Origin of the sequence: Vibrio sp. SCSIO 43133 (assembly GCF_023716845.1) — a bacterium.
Classification (GTDB): Bacteria; Pseudomonadota; Gammaproteobacteria; order Enterobacterales; family Vibrionaceae; genus Vibrio; species Vibrio mediterranei.
The window spans coordinates 1,393,704-1,411,166 of record NZ_CP068024.1; the positions used below are offsets into that span (position 1 = coordinate 1,393,704).

At 44.3% G+C, this 17,463-nt stretch carries 18 protein-coding genes; 10 read left to right on the forward strand and 8 right to left on the reverse strand.

The window, feature by feature from the left end; translation table 11 throughout:
- Positions 1-27: 27 nt before the first annotated feature.
- Positions 28-693 (forward strand): HAD family hydrolase, encoded by a 666-nt coding sequence (locus tag JKJ11_RS06700; RefSeq protein ID WP_006072262.1) that lies wholly within the window; start codon positions 28-30, stop codon positions 691-693.
- A gap of 31 nt (positions 694-724) precedes the next feature.
- The gene (locus tag JKJ11_RS06705) at positions 725-1,483 is read left to right on the forward strand and encodes a DeoR/GlpR family transcriptional regulator (RefSeq protein ID WP_038222536.1); all 759 of its coding nucleotides are present in this window, start codon (positions 725-727) and stop codon (positions 1,481-1,483) included.
- 28 nt (positions 1,484-1,511) lie between these two features.
- On the opposite strand, the gene JKJ11_RS06710 is transcribed toward JKJ11_RS06705, so the two are convergent.
- Positions 1,512-2,762, reverse strand: a complete 1,251-nt coding sequence (locus JKJ11_RS06710) for a D-amino acid dehydrogenase (protein ID WP_236109707.1) — start codon at positions 2,760-2,762, stop codon at positions 1,512-1,514.
- 104 nt (positions 2,763-2,866) lie between these two features.
- Between JKJ11_RS06710 and JKJ11_RS06715 the strand changes: the two genes are divergently transcribed.
- Positions 2,867-3,751, forward strand: coding sequence for a LysR substrate-binding domain-containing protein (locus JKJ11_RS06715; protein ID WP_252038940.1), 885 nt, complete (start codon positions 2,867-2,869; stop codon positions 3,749-3,751).
- A 51-nt stretch (positions 3,752-3,802) separates the two neighbouring features.
- Here JKJ11_RS06715 and JKJ11_RS06720 read toward each other — a convergent pair whose 3' ends face one another.
- The 4 genes from JKJ11_RS06720 to JKJ11_RS06735 all read right to left on the reverse strand — a co-directional run bounded on the left by JKJ11_RS06720 (position 3,803) and on the right by JKJ11_RS06735 (position 7,204).
- Positions 3,803-5,107: an alpha/beta fold hydrolase gene (locus JKJ11_RS06720; RefSeq protein ID WP_252038941.1), complete on the reverse strand. Its 1,305-nt coding sequence runs from the start codon at positions 5,105-5,107 to the stop codon at positions 3,803-3,805.
- Positions 5,108-5,271: 164 nt separating this feature from the next.
- On the reverse strand, positions 5,272-5,736 hold the full coding sequence (locus tag JKJ11_RS06725; protein WP_252038942.1) for a hypothetical protein: 465 nt from the start codon (positions 5,734-5,736) through the stop codon (positions 5,272-5,274).
- A gap of 146 nt (positions 5,737-5,882) precedes the next feature.
- Positions 5,883-6,305, reverse strand: coding sequence for a tRNA (N6-threonylcarbamoyladenosine(37)-N6)-methyltransferase TrmO (gene tsaA, locus JKJ11_RS06730; RefSeq protein ID WP_252038943.1), 423 nt, complete (start codon positions 6,303-6,305; stop codon positions 5,883-5,885).
- A gap of 11 nt (positions 6,306-6,316) precedes the next feature.
- Positions 6,317-7,204: a DMT family transporter gene (locus tag JKJ11_RS06735; RefSeq protein WP_252038944.1), complete on the reverse strand. Its 888-nt coding sequence runs from the start codon at positions 7,202-7,204 to the stop codon at positions 6,317-6,319.
- Between the two features lie 111 nt (positions 7,205-7,315).
- Between JKJ11_RS06735 and JKJ11_RS06740 the strand changes: the two genes are divergently transcribed.
- Positions 7,316-7,927, forward strand: a complete 612-nt coding sequence (locus tag JKJ11_RS06740) for a TetR/AcrR family transcriptional regulator (protein WP_252038945.1) — start codon at positions 7,316-7,318, stop codon at positions 7,925-7,927.
- 42 nt (positions 7,928-7,969) lie between these two features.
- Here the strand turns inward: JKJ11_RS06740 and JKJ11_RS06745 are convergent, their stop codons facing one another.
- The gene (locus JKJ11_RS06745) at positions 7,970-8,509 is read right to left on the reverse strand and encodes a helix-turn-helix domain-containing protein (protein ID WP_171388697.1); all 540 of its coding nucleotides are present in this window, start codon (positions 8,507-8,509) and stop codon (positions 7,970-7,972) included.
- Positions 8,510-8,607: 98 nt separating this feature from the next.
- Here JKJ11_RS06745 and JKJ11_RS06750 point away from each other — a divergent pair, with 98 nt between their 5' ends.
- On the forward strand, positions 8,608-9,762 hold the full coding sequence (locus JKJ11_RS06750) for a benzoate/H(+) symporter BenE family transporter (protein ID WP_252038946.1): 1,155 nt from the start codon (positions 8,608-8,610) through the stop codon (positions 9,760-9,762).
- 59 nt (positions 9,763-9,821) lie between these two features.
- On the opposite strand, the gene glpK is transcribed toward JKJ11_RS06750, so the two are convergent.
- Positions 9,822-11,315: a glycerol kinase GlpK gene (glpK, locus tag JKJ11_RS06755; protein WP_006072280.1), complete on the reverse strand. Its 1,494-nt coding sequence runs from the start codon at positions 11,313-11,315 to the stop codon at positions 9,822-9,824.
- A 277-nt stretch (positions 11,316-11,592) separates the two neighbouring features.
- On the opposite strand from glpK, the gene glpD reads away from it, so the two are divergent.
- A complete protein-coding gene (gene glpD, locus JKJ11_RS06760) occupies positions 11,593-13,122 on the forward strand; it encodes a glycerol-3-phosphate dehydrogenase (protein ID WP_062460257.1) in 1,530 nt (509 codons plus the stop codon).
- 66 nt (positions 13,123-13,188) lie between these two features.
- Here the strand turns inward: glpD and JKJ11_RS06765 are convergent, their stop codons facing one another.
- Positions 13,189-14,076 carry a DMT family transporter gene (locus JKJ11_RS06765; RefSeq protein ID WP_062460023.1) on the reverse strand — a complete coding sequence of 296 codons (888 nt, stop codon included), beginning with the start codon at positions 14,074-14,076 and terminating at the stop codon, positions 13,189-13,191.
- 212 nt (positions 14,077-14,288) lie between these two features.
- Between JKJ11_RS06765 and JKJ11_RS06770 the strand changes: the two genes are divergently transcribed.
- From JKJ11_RS06770 to JKJ11_RS06785, 4 genes are all read left to right on the forward strand, one after another.
- Positions 14,289-14,618: an STAS domain-containing protein gene (locus tag JKJ11_RS06770; RefSeq protein ID WP_006072285.1), complete on the forward strand. Its 330-nt coding sequence runs from the start codon at positions 14,289-14,291 to the stop codon at positions 14,616-14,618.
- A gap of 133 nt (positions 14,619-14,751) precedes the next feature.
- Positions 14,752-16,293: a transcriptional regulator TyrR gene (tyrR, locus tag JKJ11_RS06775; protein WP_038228270.1), complete on the forward strand. Its 1,542-nt coding sequence runs from the start codon at positions 14,752-14,754 to the stop codon at positions 16,291-16,293.
- Positions 16,293-16,871, forward strand: coding sequence for a ribosomal protein S5-alanine N-acetyltransferase (rimJ, locus tag JKJ11_RS06780; protein WP_006072288.1), 579 nt, complete (start codon positions 16,293-16,295; stop codon positions 16,869-16,871). The genes tyrR and rimJ overlap by 1 nt, the downstream gene beginning before the upstream one ends.
- Positions 16,871-17,458, forward strand: coding sequence for an HD domain-containing protein (locus JKJ11_RS06785; protein WP_252038947.1), 588 nt, complete (start codon positions 16,871-16,873; stop codon positions 17,456-17,458). The genes rimJ and JKJ11_RS06785 overlap by 1 nt, the downstream gene beginning before the upstream one ends.
- Positions 17,459-17,463 lie beyond the last annotated feature (5 nt).

The window sequence follows — 17,463 nt, forward strand, 5'->3', positions numbered from 1 at the left end:
GTTTTTTGAAGGTAAGTAAGGTAGTTCATGAACTTTAAAGCAGCAGTTTTCGATATGGATGGATTGCTTCTCGATACAGAAAATGTCTGTAAAGGCATTTTTGAAAAGGCATGCCAAACGCTCGGTGTACCTTTCTTAGAGCAGAGCTATTTATCTATTATTGGATGCAATTCAAAGACCATTCATAGCAAACTCGGTGAGGCGTATCAGGATATTATTGATTACAAGGTAATTAATGATGAGTGGCGAAAAAGCTATGATTCGGTCGTGTTCCATCAAGCTATTCCGAAAAAGCATGGTGTAATTGAACTACTGGATTTCTTGAAATCAAAAAATATTCCTCTCGCTGTGGCGACATCGACTCACCGAAATGTCGCTGAAGCTAAACTGAAATTGGCAGGCTTAGATAAGTACTTCGACTGTTTAGCAACGGGTTGTGAGGTGACTAGAGGCAAGCCTGACCCAGAGATTTATCATTTGGCGGCGCAAAGACTTGGGGTTGAATCAGAAACATGTTTAGCATTTGAAGATTCGAACAACGGCGTCAAAGCGGCTGTTGCGGCCTCTATGCATACTTACCAAATTCCCGATCTCGTCTCGCCTTGTGAAGATGTGAAAGCTCTGAATGCGAAAACTAGAACTTCGTTATTTGAGGTATACCGTGAACTTTCAGATAGTTATACTATTAAGTAGATTTTAAAAGAACTCGAACTGGAGTGATGTTTTGAAGCAAACCCAACGCCACAGACAAATACTTGCCATGCTTTCAGAAAAGGGCTTTTTGAACACTGAAGAGTTCGTGGATGTGTTTGGCGTAAGCCCACAAACCATTCGCCGAGATTTAAATGATTTGGCGAAGCAAGGGCTTGTTACTCGTCATCACGGGGGCGCATCGCTTCACTCTAGTACTGAAAACGAAGCCTACTCTTCACGTAAAGTGCGGTATCAAGACGAAAAAAACCGCATTGCCAACGAACTGGTAAAGCGTATACCAAACTCATCCTCTTTGTTTATTGACATCGGCACGACAACAGAAGCGGTAGCGACGGCACTGCTTGAGCATAAAGATCTTAAGATTGTTACCAACAATATTAACGTTGCCAACATATTACGAGTCAAAGATGACTTCACAGTGATCGTTGCTGGTGGACAGATTCGTAATAAAGACGGCGGTATTATCGGAGAGGCGGCGAAAGAGTTCATCGAGCAGTTCCGACTCGATTACGGCATCATCGGTATCTCTGGTATACACGAAGATGGCAGTCTTCTCGATTTTGATTTTTCTGAAGTTCGTATTGCGCAAGCGATAATTGCTTGTTCAGGGCAAACTATACTTGCAGCAGATAGCACCAAAATTAACCGAGGTGCTATGGTCAATCTTGGTCATATTTCTCAAGTAGATGCATTTTACACTGACGCGATGCCCCCTCAAGAATTAGTAGATATTCTTGAACATAATGAGGTAGATTTGCAGGTGTGTTAAACGCACCTGCCGTACATTTTCGGTACTTCTACTGGTACCTCTCAACGCTCAGTTCTGCTAGTTCTAGACGACCATCTGAAGCCATTAACTCGGTTAGAATATCCGCCGAACCACATGCCATCGTCCAGCCTAAGGTGCCGTGCCCTGTATTGGTGTAAAGGTTTTTGATCGGTGTTTTGCCAATAATCGGTGTGCCATCTGGGGTCATAGGTCTAAATCCACTCCAGTATTCCGCTTGAGTAAGGTCCGCGCCCATAGGAAAGAGGTTGCTGACGACATGGTTGAGTGTGGCAAGTCTCTTGTCGGGAAGTGTTGCATCAAACCCTGCGAGCTCCGCTGTTCCAGCGACGCGGATGCGCTCATCAAATCGAGTCACCGCGACTTTGTAGGTTTCGTCCATAATGGTAGAGGTAGGTGCTTGCTCATCATCGATCACCGGAAGTGTTAATGAATAGCCTTTTACCGGATAAATCGGTAGGTCAATACCAAGAGGCGCTAACAAAGATTTGGAGTAGCTTCCTAGTGAGACGACGAATCTATCACCTGTTATAGTGCCTTGTGACGTGTTAACCCCCCTGATGCACTGCTTATCAACCTCTAGTTCATTAATATTGGTATCAAATAGGAACTTGACACCTGCTTGCTCCGCCAAGGTTTGTAGTTGCTGGCAAAACAAATAGCAGTCACCGGTCTCATCATCCGGTAGATAAAGCCCGCCGACTAGTTTACCGTTCATATTTTCTAGTCCAGGCTCTTGTTGTAAGCACTGCTGTCTATCGAGTAGTTGAAACTGAGTACCACTCTCTCTGAGTAGCGCCATATCTTTTTCTACAGAATTCAATTGCTCATGTTTGCGAAAGATCTGCAGTGTGCCTTGCATGCGTCCTTGGTATTGCAGTTGGTATTGTTTATTAAGCTGGGCTAAACAGTCTCTACTGCGATTGGCAATGGTCAACATGCGAGCTTTATTGGTTTTGTAATGACTCAGTTGGCAATTCAACAACATTTGGCTCGCCCAGTGAATCAGTTCAGGGCTTAAGCTAGGCTTTATTTTTAACGGTGCGTGCTGCTCAAAAAGCCATTTGAGTGCTTTTGTGGGAATCCCTGGTGCTGCCCATGGAGAGGAGTAGCCGTAGGAAATTTGTCCCGCATTGGCGAAGCTTGTCTCTTCCGCAGCTCTGGATTGACGGTCGACGACAGTCACCTCAAAGCCAGCTTGAGACAGATACCATGCACTGGTTAACCCAATGACTCCACTTCCTAATACGACGACTTTCACATTCAACTCTCACATTTTTTATTTTCAGCAACAATGAACGGTTTACATCTGATTAACAATCGATATAAATTGACAATAGATTTTAGTAAAACTAAAGGCTAGGTATGAAATCTGCTGTACTTCATGGTATCAATCTAATTTGTATTGTCGCGCGCCACACCAGTATTACCAGTGCGGCAAAGGAGCTGAGTTTGACGGTCGGTGCGGTGAGTCAGCAACTACATCAGATTGAACAACGCTTAGGTTTTACTGTATTTGAACGCCATGCTCGGGGAATTCGGCTTACCGAACGTGGCAATAAACTGGTAGAAGCGGCGGGTCACCATCTATTGTCCATTGAAGAAGCGGTGTTTCAACTAACACGAGTGTCTGAGCGCAAACAGATACGATTAAAACTCACCCCGTCGTTTGCCTTTAAGTGGTTAGTACCTCGCTTGGAGGACTTCTATCGCCGTTATCCCGATGTTCAGATACACACTTTCGCTGAAGGCGCACTCGTTGATAGTGACAGCCGCGATTTTGATGTTGCGATAGATTATGGGCCGATACCTTATAAACGCTCCGATGCAGAATTACTGTTAGAAGAGTCACTGATTCCGGTAATGAGTCATGACTACTGGCAGCGTCACCCTGATTTGGCAACCAGCAATAGAGCGTGGGAACAAGTGACACTATTGCATGATCTTATGCCGTGGGAAGGTGCACCTAAAGATTATGAATGGCTGTACTGGGCATCTCAACAGAGTCTGGATTTTGACACTAACCAAGGGCATTTCTTCAATCGTACAGATATGGCGATGTCGGCTGCCGAGGCTGGAGTTGGTATTGCTCTGGCTCGAACAGCCTTGCTAGGAGAAGAAGTCGCGCAAGGGAGGCTAGTTGCACCATTTGATAAGATGGCGGCGAATGCCGGATATTTTGTCATCACCCATACTGACAATCCTTATACGCGACTGTTTAAGAGTTGGCTGCAAGAACAAGTACAGTAAAGTGAGATAAAAGGCTCACCTCACCGTGCATAGCTGAGGTGAGCAAGAGCATTAAGCCTGTTGGCAATGATAAGTATTATTACCCATGGTAATTAGGTTGTTAAGAATGCGCTCACCATCCGCACGCAGTCCATTGTGTTCGTACTCATTGGTAATCCAAGCTTTAGCATTTGGCATCAGTGCAAGGGTCTCGCGGCTGATATCCATTTCTACGAACATATCGTCGGCATAAACAGCGCAACTTACTGGAACTGAGTTATTGGCGAGTGTTTCGGCATCATACAGTTTGCCCCAATCTGATTTCTCTGCCAGTAGATCTGCGGCTTCTTTCAGTGGTTTTAGGCACTCGTATTGTTCAAACATCCAAGGGAAGACCATTTCGCCAGTAAAGTAGAATTCGCTTTCTTCGCCAGAATAGTTGAATTCACTATGCTCTTGACGTACTCGATGTGCAGACCAATTAGAGCTAAAGCCTTGGCAATAAATGGATTCGTGCAGCAAGGCGTAGATAGGGTTAGTTTGAAAACCCTGTTGCATCAACATTTCATTAAGGAACTCATAACGCATAATAGTCTCACCGTTGACCTCAACCAGAGCGTTTTCTAAGTTGTAATAAGTCGGTAAGAAGGTATCACTCATACCAAAATTAATGCCAATCTGTTGAAATTGCTCAACGGTGAAACGCTGGCCATTAGGCAAGTAGACGTCATTATTCATTAGGTGATTGGCAATGTTCTTACAGAGCGCTTGTGCATGAGGGAACTGACGAAAGAATGCCTGATTTTTCTCTCTGGTACGCTTAAATGTCGCTTGATAGACGTCGTCTGGATGACGCGAAATTGATGGTACACCACCTGTGATAAATGAACGCGATAAGCTTTCTGGAAATAAAGAGAGGTAGGTTAATGAACAAAAACCACCAAAGCTTTGACCGAGAATTGCCCATTGCTTAACACCAAACTGTTTACGAATAGACTCTGCATCGCGAACAATATTGTCCGCTCTAAAATGGCTGAGATAATCTGCTTGCTGCTGTGGTGTTTGACTTGCCAAGGTTTGATGGCTGATTACAGTGCTGTTTCCGGTGCCTCTTTGGTCCAGTAAAAGTACTTTGTAATCCTGTAAAGCGCGTTTTAACCAACCATTATTGCCATTCGGACGGGGTGAAGGGAACCCGGGACCTCCCTGAAAGTAGACTAGCCACGGCTTGTCTGCCGTGTCATCGACAAGAGTTACTTCTCGCGCAAAGACATTGATATTGCCCTTATTTGGGTGTTGATAATCTAATGGAACAATAAAGTTGTGAGGGGTAAAACGTAAACCTGAGTCGATGAAAGAGGCGGTGTTGACTGTCATATTCGAACTTCCGTGATGAATAGGGAAACTGCTATTTCTGCAATGTCAGAAAATGAGGTAATCGCTATGCGAAGAAACAGCAGTGAAGTAGCACCGACGTTAACGTTTTTGTAATGAAAACGCTAGTGACAATCGAACAAATACAAAGTATGGACGCACAGGTATTAGTTTTCGGTACTTAAACGCGGTGATCGTTTATTTTTCAATCTCAGGCCATCGCGAATATTTAATCCCATAAGCGTTAAGTTGATAAAACCTGCGACAAACTCTATGCCTTGAATCCAATAAAAGGTGTGGTCAAATTGGCCCTTAGAGGCAAGAGTGTGAAGATAGATCGCACAAGGTAGCAGCACCAACATGCCATTCACTGCAATAAATGGCATCCGCTTTTTCTTTGCTCCAAGTACTCCCTTATTTGCTTTTGGCGCGAGCTTTGAACCAGTAATACCAGCGATTGCCATACAAGGGATCAAAACCCATACGGCAAAGAAAATGGCAGTTTTCACAGTGGTCACAGCTTCCTCACTTCCGAACAGTTCGACTAAAACGCTGCTGGTGAAGAATGACAAAATCAAAGCAAAAGCAATGATCGCTGCAGTTCGGTGTAGAGCAGGAATGATAGGTCGCATAGTGGTCAGCCTCGAGTGGTCATCGTATGAATTACGCAAAGATTACACAGCAATTGTTGCAATTGCAACAATTGCTGTGTAAATAAATAATAATAGTCTCGGATGTTAGAGATATGCGCGACGATAGATAACTTTCTGAAATTTAGTTATGTAATAGTGATATGACTAAAACTTGGCAGCTCTTTGTAAATAGCAGGTTTGATATCAAGAAGTGGTGTACTGTTCAGACAGTCTAGTCCGCGTACGAAAATTTGATTCGTTTTAATTCCTTCGATCTCAACTATCGCAGCACCGATAGGGTTTGGTCTATGTGGTGTACGTAGCGCAAATGTCCCTTTGGGTTGATTGGTGTCATCTCCATAGACATCGCATGATCTCTGGGCTTCGTTCAACCAATAAAGCACTAGTATCGAATCACCTTTGTATAGACCTTTTATCCCCTCATTGTAGGCCGGATTGATATGAATAGTACACATTGGACCATCTGTTGGCTGAATGTTGTTGGAACAGTCGCTTATATGTTGATAAGGCGTAGTAATATGCCCGATAGAATCTAAGGTTGGCTTCATTGTTAATATTCCTATTGATGATTGCTAAGCGCGAACTTTGTGTAAAGGAAAATGGTTGCTAGGATAATCGCTCCGCCAACAATGCTGGCGTTAGCCGGTATTTCGTGAAAGAAAGTTAATGCCCAGATGGGGGCCAATACTGTTTCTAACATTAGTGTCATAGATACTTCTGGTGCCGTGATATATCGGGTAGATACCATGGAGAGTACTCGGCCTGCTGGTGCAGTAATTAGTCCCATTAATGCCATAATTAACCAAGTTTCCATGCTATATGCGGAAGGAACAGTAAACGGCAGCATTACCAGCGCGAGTAGCATTCCTCCTAAGCCTACCGCAGCGAGACGACTGACGTTTTGGTATTTGCGAAGCAACGTAAACATGAATGACAAGCAAATCACTGAAAACATGGCGAGCAGGTCGCCAAACCAAGTTCCTGTGCTCATAGAGCCAGAGACGACGGTTGCGATTCCTATCATTACACCAAAGATCGCGACCATGGTAGCTTTGCTAATGTGTTCTTTAAGCCATAATCGACTGAATATCGCGGCTATTGCTGGAGTGGTACTAAGAATAATAAAGGTATTGGCAATAGATGTATTTTTAACACTAAAGATGAGGCCTGAAGCACTGCCTACCATAAGTAAACCTGCAACTAATAGTGGCCATCCGCTGGATTGGACCGCTTTTTTTATACCCCGATTGTCATTCAGTTTCAATACAAGTGGCATAGACACTGCACTAAATAGCCCAAACAGAAATGCGGTGTCGAAACTACTGACTTGGGCGTAACGAATAAATATCGGGTCAAGACTCATAAGCATTGCTCCTGCGACAGCAAGGGAAAAACCTTTGGCGCGTTTGGATACCGGCAAGGATGAATTTCTGGTGATATTGGACATGAAAACCTCTAATTTAAAAATCATACTGATTAGTATGATTTTTAAATTATCTTGTGTCAATAGTGATCATACTCTAGAGTATGATTGGTATTTCAGAGCTGAGAGTAGGGCATGAGTAAGATTGAACAAAATCGCGAGAAGAAACGTCGCGTTATTATGGAAGGTGCGCAAAGCATTTTTCTGTCAGAGGGTTACAGCATGGCAAGTATGGATGCGGTAGCCAGTAAGGCGGGAGTGACTAAACAAACCTTGTATCGTTACTTCCCTTCAAAGATGGACTTGTTTGATGCGACGTTGCGATTCATTGGTGAAAGTAACAACGCTCAGTTTTCTTACTATCTCAAAGAGCCTGATACAACCCATGCATTGTTAGAATTTGGCTACGCATTTGTTCGATTTCATTTTTCAAATGATCATCTTGCAACGCTGCGACTCCTTATTGCAGAGCAAGCACAAGCGCCAGAGATCGTTGACCGTTTCTTTGCACTTGGTTCAGACGAATCTGATGAACAGTTGAAACAGTTCTTCGAGACGCGCTTTGGCGTGCAGAATGCTGGAACGTTAGTGGACTTGTGGACGGGTATGCTACTTGCGCCAAGAATGAGTATTTTACTTGGCCGACAAGATATGGACGAAAGTGAAATTCGAGTGCATGTAGCGTCGGCAACGACCTTATTGTTAGACGCAATTATCGAGAATAGGGAATGTTCGAAGGGTAACTGATAGCCTAGATTTAACTATCAGTTCCTATCACAATGCGTCGGGCTAGTTTGGATAGCAGACAATATTCTGAAATACCGCCCTCTCGGTTACGGCTTTATAACCGTGTGGCTGATCGCTATAAAAGCGTAAACTTTCACCCTGTGCGACGGCATGCCACTTATCTTCAAAAAAAACCTCGAGGTTGCCTTCCAACACAATGATATGCTCAATGACGCCTACGCTGTGAGGTGAAGACAGTTGGCAATGGTGCTGCGCTAGCGTAATTTCAAACATTTCCATGTTGGTGTCGCTGGTATAGGGAAATAGGGTATTGACCAGCATGTTTTCATCTTCTGGGAACGTCATTTCGCTGTCACGTAGCACAGGGTCGTTTGCGAAGAACCCAGAAAAGGACGCCTCCAAACCACTAGAAATTTTCCATAGTGTCGAAATTGTGGGGCTTGATTCCCCCCTTTCTATCTGTCCCAGCATAGCTTTGGACACGCCAGTTAGCTTGGCAGTTGCGTCTAAGCTCAATCCTTTGTGTTTTCTGATTTGCTTTAAGTGCGCCGCGATTTGCGATTTAAAAACGGTGTCGTTCATAGGGTTCTCTTATTGTGCGTTATAACGCACAGTGGTACTCTTAGGTTTGTGCGTTATCACGCACAAGAATAGCACTATTGATGAAATAAGGAACTAACATGAAAGGAATCTTTAGTTTGAGTCATGTCTCTGCGGGCTTTACTGCGGTATTAGTTGGCTATACCAGTTCTGTGGTCATCATCATTCAAGCTGCGACGCAATCTGGCGCAAGCCCAATTCAAATCGAAAGCTGGCTGTTGGTTCTAGGCGTAATGATGGGGCTAACCTCAATAGGTCTGTCATGGTTTTACAAAATGCCTATCCTCACCGCGTGGTCGACACCAGGGGCTGCGATGTTAGTTGTGTCAGCAGGGGAGTACCAGTTAAGTGAGGCGATAGGTGCCTTTATGGTTTCTGGTTTAATGATTACCGTGACAGGGCTGATTGGTCCCCTTAGTGAAGCCTTAAAGCGAATTCCTTCATCACTTGGCACTGCAATGTTGGCGGCCATTTTGTTACCTTTCTGTCTTAAAGGCTTTGAACCACTTCAGACGTCACCAATCTTGTTTATCATCATGTTCCTGACGTATCTGCTGGCAAAGCACTTTGTTCCCAGGTATGCCATGCTGCTCCTTCTTTCGGTAGCATTAAACTGTGCATGGTTTGTTACGCCGCATGACGCTGTCGAGTTTCAAATAGCGATGGCTAAGCCTGTTTGGATACCGGTAACTTTTGATGTATCCGCGTTACTCAATCTTGCGCTACCGCTTTATCTTATCACTATGATTTCTCAAAACTTGCCTGGTGTTGCGATGATGAAGAGTTATCAATATCAAACACCAGTGAAGTCGTCGTTAATTACCACTGGTGTTGCAAATATGATTTTCGCTCCTTTCGGTGGTTTTAGTGCTAACTTGGCAGCGATTTCAGCGGCTATCTGCATGAACGACTCAGTGGATGCCGACAAGAATCAGCGGTATAAAGCGGTAATATGGGCCGGTGTGTTTTATCTCGCTGCCGGTTTGTTCGCGACGTCTGTGGTTGCTCTTTTTATCGCACTGCCAGCTGATATTACCAGTATGTTAGCCAGTTTTGCCTTGTTGGGAACGTTATTGATGTGTTTACACTCGGCATTTATGACGGAAGAGTACCGAGAGGCGGCATTATTGACTTTCTTGATTACCCTTTCGGGCGTTAGCTTCTTAGGCATTAGCTCAACCTTACTTGGCTTGGCAGTAGGGTTGATTTATAGCCGCTTTACGCGTCGCACCTAATAAAAGCCCGCACTCGTTTATTCGAATACGGGCTTAATAAGTTTATGAAGAACTATACCTTAGTGTGATTTAGTTCGCTTGATCGCGTCTAACCAACCAGCGTACAACGTTTCTCTTTCATTTCGCTCTATTTGCGGACTAAAGGTACGCTCGATTTCTTTCTTGTCAGCAAGCTCTTCTTGGTTTTGCCAAAAACCAACTGCGAGACCAGCTAGCATTGCCGCACCTAAAGCGGTTGATTCTCTGACAACCGGACGAACGACTTTGCTACCCATAATATCGGACTGGAACTGCATCAGGAAATCGTTAGCAACGGCGCCGCCGTCAACGCGAATTTGGCTTAGCTTGATACCTGAGTCCTCTTCCATGGCAAGTAAGACATCCCGACTTTGATAAGCGATGGACTCAAGAGCTGCGCGGATAATGTGGTTGCGGTTCGTGCCGCGTGTTAATCCCGTCAAAGTGCCACGTGCGTGTGGGTCCCAATAAGGCGCACCTAGACCAACAAATGCAGGTACAAGATACACGCCGTTGGAGTCATCGACTTTCTCTGCAAAGTACTGAGTATCTTGAGCATCTTGGATGAGTCCTAGCTCATCACGCAGCCATTGAATCGTTGCGCCACCCATGAACACACTACCTTCGAGCGCATAAGTGATCTCATTGCCAACTTTATATCCGATGGTAGTGAGCAATCCGTGTTTCGAAGCGATGGGCTTGTCGCCAGTGTTCATAAGTAAGAAACAGCCAGTGCCATAGGTGTTTTTGACCATGCCTTTCTTAAAGCACTGCTGACCAAATAGGGCGGCTTGTTGGTCTCCTGCGATACCACTGATAGGAATATCTTCAGTCCCTCCGCCAATATGGGCGTAACCATAGACTTCGCTGCTCGATTTAACTTCAGGTAACATGGATTTTGGAATGTTGAAGATATCGAGTAGTTTCTCATCCCATTTTAGGGTATGGATATTGAACAGCATACTGCGTGATGCGTTACTTACGTCTGTAACGTGAGACTTACCGTGGGTCAGTTTCCAGATTAACCAAGTATCCACAGTACCGAATAGTAATTCGCCTTTCTCCGCGCGTTCTCGTGCACCTTCAACATTGTCGAGAATCCATGCAATCTTAGAACCAGAAAAATAAGCATCTACCACTAAACCTGTCGTGTCACGAATGTAGTCTTCATGGCCGTCGGCTTTTAACTTTTCACAAAAATCGGCCGTACGGCGGCACTGCCAGACAATAGCATTGTAGACAGGATGACCCGTCTCTTTTTCCCATACAATGGTGGTCTCACGCTGGTTGGTGATACCAATCGCAGCGACTTCTTCGTTAGCAATGTCAGACTGAGCTAATACTTCAGTAAGGGAAGAGCGCTGCGTGGCCCAGATTTCCATCGGGTCATGTTCTACCCAACCGGGCTTAGGATAAATTTGAGTGAATTCGCGCTGAGCAGCACTGATCGTATTCGCGTCATGATCAAAAATAATAGCTCGGGAGCTAGTCGTTCCTTGATCTAGTGCGACGACGACTTTCTTCTTACTTTCCATATCTTTCTCGTTATTTCTTTATGCTTTTTCGCTGTCATCGCGAAATGTTCGTTTCCGCACACTGTAGTGTTCGAAATGTCAAATATACATGAAATTAATGTTAATGAACTTTCCGGCGTATTGCAAAGGTTGAGTTCTCATTCCTTGATTTATCTTGGTTTAATGAAACTTTCGTGAAAGGTGTAAAAAATACTCGATCTTTTCGTTTATGATGATTATATTGTATCTAAACGAACATAAACGCGCATTTGCGAATAAAGAGCTGGACGAGGAAACTATGAGTGTAACCAATAAAGTGTATGATTTAGTCGTAATAGGAGGCGGCATTAACGGCGTCGCAGTTGCAGCTGATGCAGCAGGGCGTGGCTTGAAAGTCGCACTTTATGAAATGAACGATTTGGCTTCGGCTACGTCTTCGGCAAGTAGTAAACTCATTCATGGTGGCTTACGTTATCTTGAGCATTATGAGTTTCGTTTAGTTTCGGAAGCTCTTGCAGAGCGTGAAGTCTTGCTCAAAAATGCACCGCACCTTGTTTCTCCACTTCGTTTCCAATTACCCCACCGACCTCATTTGCGCCCAGCTTGGATGATAAGAACGGGGTTGTTCCTATACGATAACTTGGGCAAGCGTGTTTCTTTGCCTGGTAGTCATAGTGTGAAGTTTAAGGGCGAGCAAAGTCCGCTATTACCAGAAATGAAAGTAGGCTTCGAATATTCGGATTGTGCCGTTGACGATGCGCGTTTGGTTGTCACTAATGCCAAGTTAGCTGAAGAGAAAGGTGCGGATATTTTCACTCGCTCAAAATGTGTTAAAGCCGAACGCTCTGGTGAAGCATGGCGTGTGGATATCGAGAACACGCTGACAGGTGAAGTGAATTCAATACAAACCAAAGCACTTGTAAATGCCGCAGGTCCTTGGGTTGACCGTTTCTTCGGCAGTCAATTGGCTATGCCATCGCCGAGAGGTATTCGTCTAGTAAAAGGAAGCCATATAGTGGTTCCTAAGATGTACGATGGTAATCATGCATTTATTCTGCAAAACGAAGATAAACGAATTGTGTTTGTGATTCCTTACATGGATAACTACTCAGTGGTAGGTACCACAGATGTAGAGTATCAAGGTGACCCAAGCAAAGTTAAAATTGATGATAACGAAATTGCTTACTTGTGCGATATCGTTAACCAACATTTTACGACTAAAATTTCACCTGAAGATGTGATTTCTGATTGGTCTGGTGTTCGTCCTCTATGTGATGATGAATCTGACGACCCGCAAGCAGTAACACGTGATTATACGATCGAGCTTGATGATCAAATGGACGATGCTCCGCTCTTATCTATTTTTGGTGGCAAGCTGACAACGTATCGCAAACTTGGTCAGGCAGCGGTGGATAAACTTGCTCCATTCTTCCCTCATATGGGGCAGGCTTGGACTCGTGAAGCAATTCTACCTGGTGGTAATTTCTCTAATCGTGATCATTTAGAGCAGCAGCTCGCTTCTCAGTACTCATGGCTAGACAGTGGCATTATAAAGCGATGGGTCAGAGCATACGGTACACGTATTAGTCAGTTCCTTGAAGGTAAATCTAGTGTTGATGAGCTGGGTACGGATTTTGGACACGGCCTGTATCAAGCAGAGGTTGATTACTTAGTGCAGCAAGAATGGGCCGTATCAGTAGACGATGTGCTTTGGAGGCGAAGCAAGCTCGGTTTAGAGTTTGAAGCGGAGCAAGTCGAACAACTTAGCGATTATCTCGGCGCATCACTTGCAAAAAAGAATGGTGTGAATCTTAAACGTGTTAGCTAGTCTTTTATAAGATTCACCATTGATCGCTCTAAACGAACAGCGCCCTTGAGTAAGGGCGCTGTTCCGTTATTGGTCAAGTCGTTTGGCCTTTCGAAACGAAACCATCGAACTTAGGCGATAAAAAACTAATGAAGCAAGTAACAATAAACAGCCGAATACTTTGTTAATGGGCATCGGCTCGGAATAGATAAGCACACTTAGAATTAACGTCCACACTGGTTCTAGAAGCATCAATAGTGCTGCATTTGTCGGATTAGCTAGTTTCTGACCCGTTGTTTGCATTAAGTACCGTAAGCTAGTCGCAAGTAAAACGCTCAGTGCAAACCACTTCCAAGTGATCAACGAAATATGTTCAGGCCAAGTTTCGACACTGAGTGAAAGAATAATACCTATACAACCAGTTGAAAACAGCTGCAAGGTTGTCAGCAGCATAGGTGACAACTGTGCTGAATACTTGCTATTGAAGTTAAAGTGGAGCGCCAATCCAACAGCGGACGCCAAAAACCAAAGCTGGCTAGGGTCGGTTTGCCAACTTCCTTTCCAAGACAACAGAAACAATCCTGCGGCCGCAATCGGAAGCGACAGCCAAAAAGCACGGATTGGTTTTGTTTTAAATAGTACCCAAGCGACTATTGGGACAAACAGCATCGACAGGCTCATGATGAATGCGCCTTCGCCTAAGGTATCACTGATAGAAATTGCATGAATCCAGCAAAAGATAGCGCTTCCTAAGAAACAACCTACACTCATAGCTCGAAGACAGTCTCCTAATGAGGCTGCTTTAAGCGCTCGCATACAGAATGGAAGTAAAATTAACGACGCAAAGATAAACCGCAAACCAATAAAGCCGAATGGCGGAAGACCCTGAATGGCTTCTTTCGAAAACACCCATCCAGCCCCTGCAAGCAATGTGGTAAAGACCAGAATAAATTCAGCGCGATATTTGACGTGCATAAAGTGGACTCTTTTTTTTGCTCATTCTGCGCTATTTTTGCCGGATAGACCATAGTAGAACCGAGCGGAATTATTGATATATCTGATAAATAGAATTACTAATTTGATGGTGATTGCCTTCACCCTTAACGTTTGCAGCAATATTTGGGATTAGTTTGCAAATGCTACTATATTCATATCTAGAGTAAGTAATATCCGAAAAGGAGAAAGTGATGTCGTTCATTGCCTATAGTAATGAAACTCACACCGTTATCGAAGTTGACGCGCCGCACTTTGATGCTAAAACTGTCCCGAGTTTTCGACAATGTATCGATGGTTTAGATGATTCATTAAATCGGTGCATGTTATTGGACTTAACCAGTGTGACGTTTATGGACAGCAGTGCGTTAGGAGCGCTGATGGCGCTGCGAAAAACCCATCAATGTGACACCATATGCCTTATCACTGAGAGTGTACCTGTTCTCCAATTGTTAAAAGTTACCAAAGTAGATCAGTTAGTTACCGTCTATCCCGACCTTGAACAAGCGATAACTGCGAACTAGTTATCACTTTGCTTGCATAACGTACAAAAATAAGTCAAATCGTAGGGCCAACATACTGTTTTTGTTGACGCGAAACCGCTTGTCATACACACTTACTGTCAACATTTCGTGACACTTTCTATAGGAAGACAAAGTGCGTTTAGAAGTTTTTTGCGAAGATAGACTGGGGCTCACGCGCGAGCTATTGGACATTCTTGCGTCCAATAGTATTGATTTGCGTGGCATTGAAATCGATATATCTGGGATTATCTACTTGAACTGTCCAGATATTGATTTCGAGACGTTTAGGGACTTAATGGCCGAAATTCGCCGAATTTCCGGAGTGAAAGACGTCCGAAAGATCCAGTTTATGCCTAGCGAACGACACAATACAGAACTCGTGTCACTGCTCACCAATTTACCTTATCCGGTATTGTCAATTGACCTTAAAGGGGCGATTGATATGGCTAACCATGCAGCTTTGAAATTACTTGCGAAAAGCGAAGAAGAAGCCATTGGTCAGTTAATCTCTCATCTATTACCAAGCTTTAACTTCACCAAGTGGATTGAAGGAGAGATCTCCCGACAGAAACAAGCCATTGTTATTGATGGTTTAGATTACACCATGGAAATCCTACCGGTTTACATTACTGGCGAGTCGAATGAAACTTTATTAGCCAGTGCGGTTATGAGTATCCACCCAACTACAACCTCAAGTGCGCCCGAGGTACTTGCCGACAGCAATTCGCTAGGGTTTGAGCACTTTGTTGGCGTATCGAACCGTCACAAAGCTCTGATGAGTCAAGCGAAAAAGCTAGCTATGTTAGACCAACCGCTGCTGATTGAAGGCGAAACGGGTACCGGTAAAGAAATGCTAGCGAAAGCTTGCCATAATCGTTCTAATCGTGCTTCTAATCCCTTTTTGGTATTGAGCTGCGCATCGATGCCTGATGATGTTGCAGAAACGGAACTGTTTGGTCATGCTCCTGGTTCATTTAATCATGAACATGGTCACAAAGGTATTTTCGAGCAAGCTAATGGCGGTACTGTGCTATTGGATGAAATCGGTGAAATGAGCCCTCACTTACAAATCAAATTGCTGCGTTTCTTACAAGATGGCACCTTTAGACGCGTAGGGGAAGAGCACGAAGTACACGTTGATGTGCGTATTATTGCATCGACTCGCTATAATCTGGCGGATCTGGCAGAGCAAGGTGCATTCCGAGAAGATCTCTATTACCGATTAAATGTTTTGACGCTTACTATTCCTCCCCTGCGCGAGAGAGCTAGTGATATCGCACCGCTATTGGATTTGTTTGTCGCAAAACATAGCAATAAGCTAGGCATCGCCAAGCCTGATATTGATGAGGAACTCGTGAAGTCTCTCAGCAACTATCCATGGCCAGGCAATATGCGTCAGCTAGACAATATGGTGTTGCGTGCGTTGACACAGGTAACGGGGTCAACATTGGAGCTAGAAGACTTTAATTTGCCTAAGTTGGAAAGTGTGAACTCCGGCTCTGTCAATCTAAACATCGATGGCTCTCTCGATGACATCATGAAGGACTATGAATCACGTGTACTTGAAAAACTCTATCAGTCCTTCCCATCAAGTCGTAAGTTAGCTAAGCGTCTTAATGTGTCACATACCTCCATTGCCAATAAGCTGCGTGATTACAATATCAGGAAGAATTAATGGAAGATCTTAGCTCGGCGGTGCAGCTGCACCGTCGCGAAGGGAATGTTCTAGTGAGAACGGCTAAGCCCTCTGATGCTTACACGATTGCTCAGTATTTTCGGGATAACAAGACCTTTCTCAAACCTTGGGAACCAAAACGAGATGCCGACTTTTATAAAGTCGACTCGTGGGCAGCCAAATTGGTGAAGTTAGAAGAGTTGCACCGTTTGGGGCTGGCGTATTACTGCTTAATTTTCGATGCAGAAACGAACCAGATGCAGGGGACGATCTCGTTTAGCAGCTTGATACGTTTTCCATTTCACTCATGCAACCTCGGTTACTCTTTAGCAGAAAATGCACAAGGCCATGGCTATATGCGCCGTGCGTTGAAGTTAGCGATACCGTATATGTTCGATGTGCAAAACATGCATCGTATTGCCGCATCATATATGCCTAGAAATGTTCGCAGTGAAGCGGTATTAAACGCGATGGGCTTCACACGGGAAGGTTTTGCTAAAGACTATCTTTTAATCGATGATAAATGGGAAGATCACGTGTTAACGTCGTTGATTAACCCTAATTGGAAGCCATCCTAATGACTAGACTTGAGCAGCAACTCAACTTATTGATGGAACTTGATAAGTTAAAAGCCGTTTTGCGCCGAACTCGAGTTCGATGTGCGGATGGTCGTTTCGAAAATAGTGCCGAGCACAGTTGGCACGTCGCCATGATGGCGTTGCTGTTGCAAGAGCATGCTAACGAACCTGTCGATATTGCAAAAGTCGTCAAAATGCTTTTGTTACACGACATGGTTGAAATCGACGCTGGCGATACTTTTGTTTACGACACCGCCGCATATGAAACGCAGCAGCAAACTGAACTTGAAGCCGCCAAGCGTTTGTTTGGTATGTTGCCCGATGACCAAGGAGAGGCATTATTTTCGGTTTGGCGCGAGTTTGAGGCAGCAGAATCGGCAGAGGCCAGATTTGCTAAGGCGTTAGATAGACTTATCCCGATGTTATTGAACTACCAGAATGATGGTCAAAGCTGGATCGAAAACAATGTTAGCAAACAACAAGTGATGCAAGTGAACCAACGTATAGAAAAAGGTTCACAAGTGCTTTGGGATAAAGCAAAATTGCTGATAGAAGAAGCCACAGAAAATGGCTGGTTAAGAAATTAGGAGAC

Bases quoted from the DNA above. Each gene is read 5' to 3' on its own strand.
- JKJ11_RS06725 (WP_252038942.1), bottom strand. From the start codon at position 5,736: ATGCGACCTATCATTCCTGCTCTACACCGAACTGCAGCGATCATTGCT.
- JKJ11_RS06740 (WP_252038945.1), top strand. From the start codon at position 7,316: ATGAGTAAGATTGAACAAAATCGCGAGAAGAAACGTCGCGTTATTATG.
- JKJ11_RS06735 (WP_252038944.1), bottom strand. From the start codon at position 7,204: ATGTCCAATATCACCAGAAATTCATCCTTGCCGGTATCCAAACGCGCC.
- JKJ11_RS06785 (WP_252038947.1), top strand. From the start codon at position 16,871: ATGACTAGACTTGAGCAGCAACTCAACTTATTGATGGAACTTGATAAG.
- JKJ11_RS06720 (WP_252038941.1), bottom strand. From the start codon at position 5,107: ATGACAGTCAACACCGCCTCTTTCATCGACTCAGGTTTACGTTTTACC.
- glpD (WP_062460257.1), top strand. From the start codon at position 11,593: ATGAGTGTAACCAATAAAGTGTATGATTTAGTCGTAATAGGAGGCGGC.
- JKJ11_RS06770 (WP_006072285.1), top strand. From the start codon at position 14,289: ATGTCGTTCATTGCCTATAGTAATGAAACTCACACCGTTATCGAAGTT.
- JKJ11_RS06765 (WP_062460023.1), bottom strand. From the start codon at position 14,076: ATGCACGTCAAATATCGCGCTGAATTTATTCTGGTCTTTACCACATTG.
- JKJ11_RS06700 (WP_006072262.1), top strand. From the start codon at position 28: ATGAACTTTAAAGCAGCAGTTTTCGATATGGATGGATTGCTTCTCGAT.
- JKJ11_RS06745 (WP_171388697.1), bottom strand. From the start codon at position 8,509: ATGAACGACACCGTTTTTAAATCGCAAATCGCGGCGCACTTAAAGCAA.
- glpK (WP_006072280.1), bottom strand. From the start codon at position 11,315: ATGGAAAGTAAGAAGAAAGTCGTCGTCGCACTAGATCAAGGAACGACT.
- JKJ11_RS06715 (WP_252038940.1), top strand. From the start codon at position 2,867: ATGAAATCTGCTGTACTTCATGGTATCAATCTAATTTGTATTGTCGCG.
- JKJ11_RS06750 (WP_252038946.1), top strand. From the start codon at position 8,608: ATGAAAGGAATCTTTAGTTTGAGTCATGTCTCTGCGGGCTTTACTGCG.
- tsaA (WP_252038943.1), bottom strand. From the start codon at position 6,305: ATGAAGCCAACCTTAGATTCTATCGGGCATATTACTACGCCTTATCAA.
- rimJ (WP_006072288.1), top strand. From the start codon at position 16,293: ATGGAAGATCTTAGCTCGGCGGTGCAGCTGCACCGTCGCGAAGGGAAT.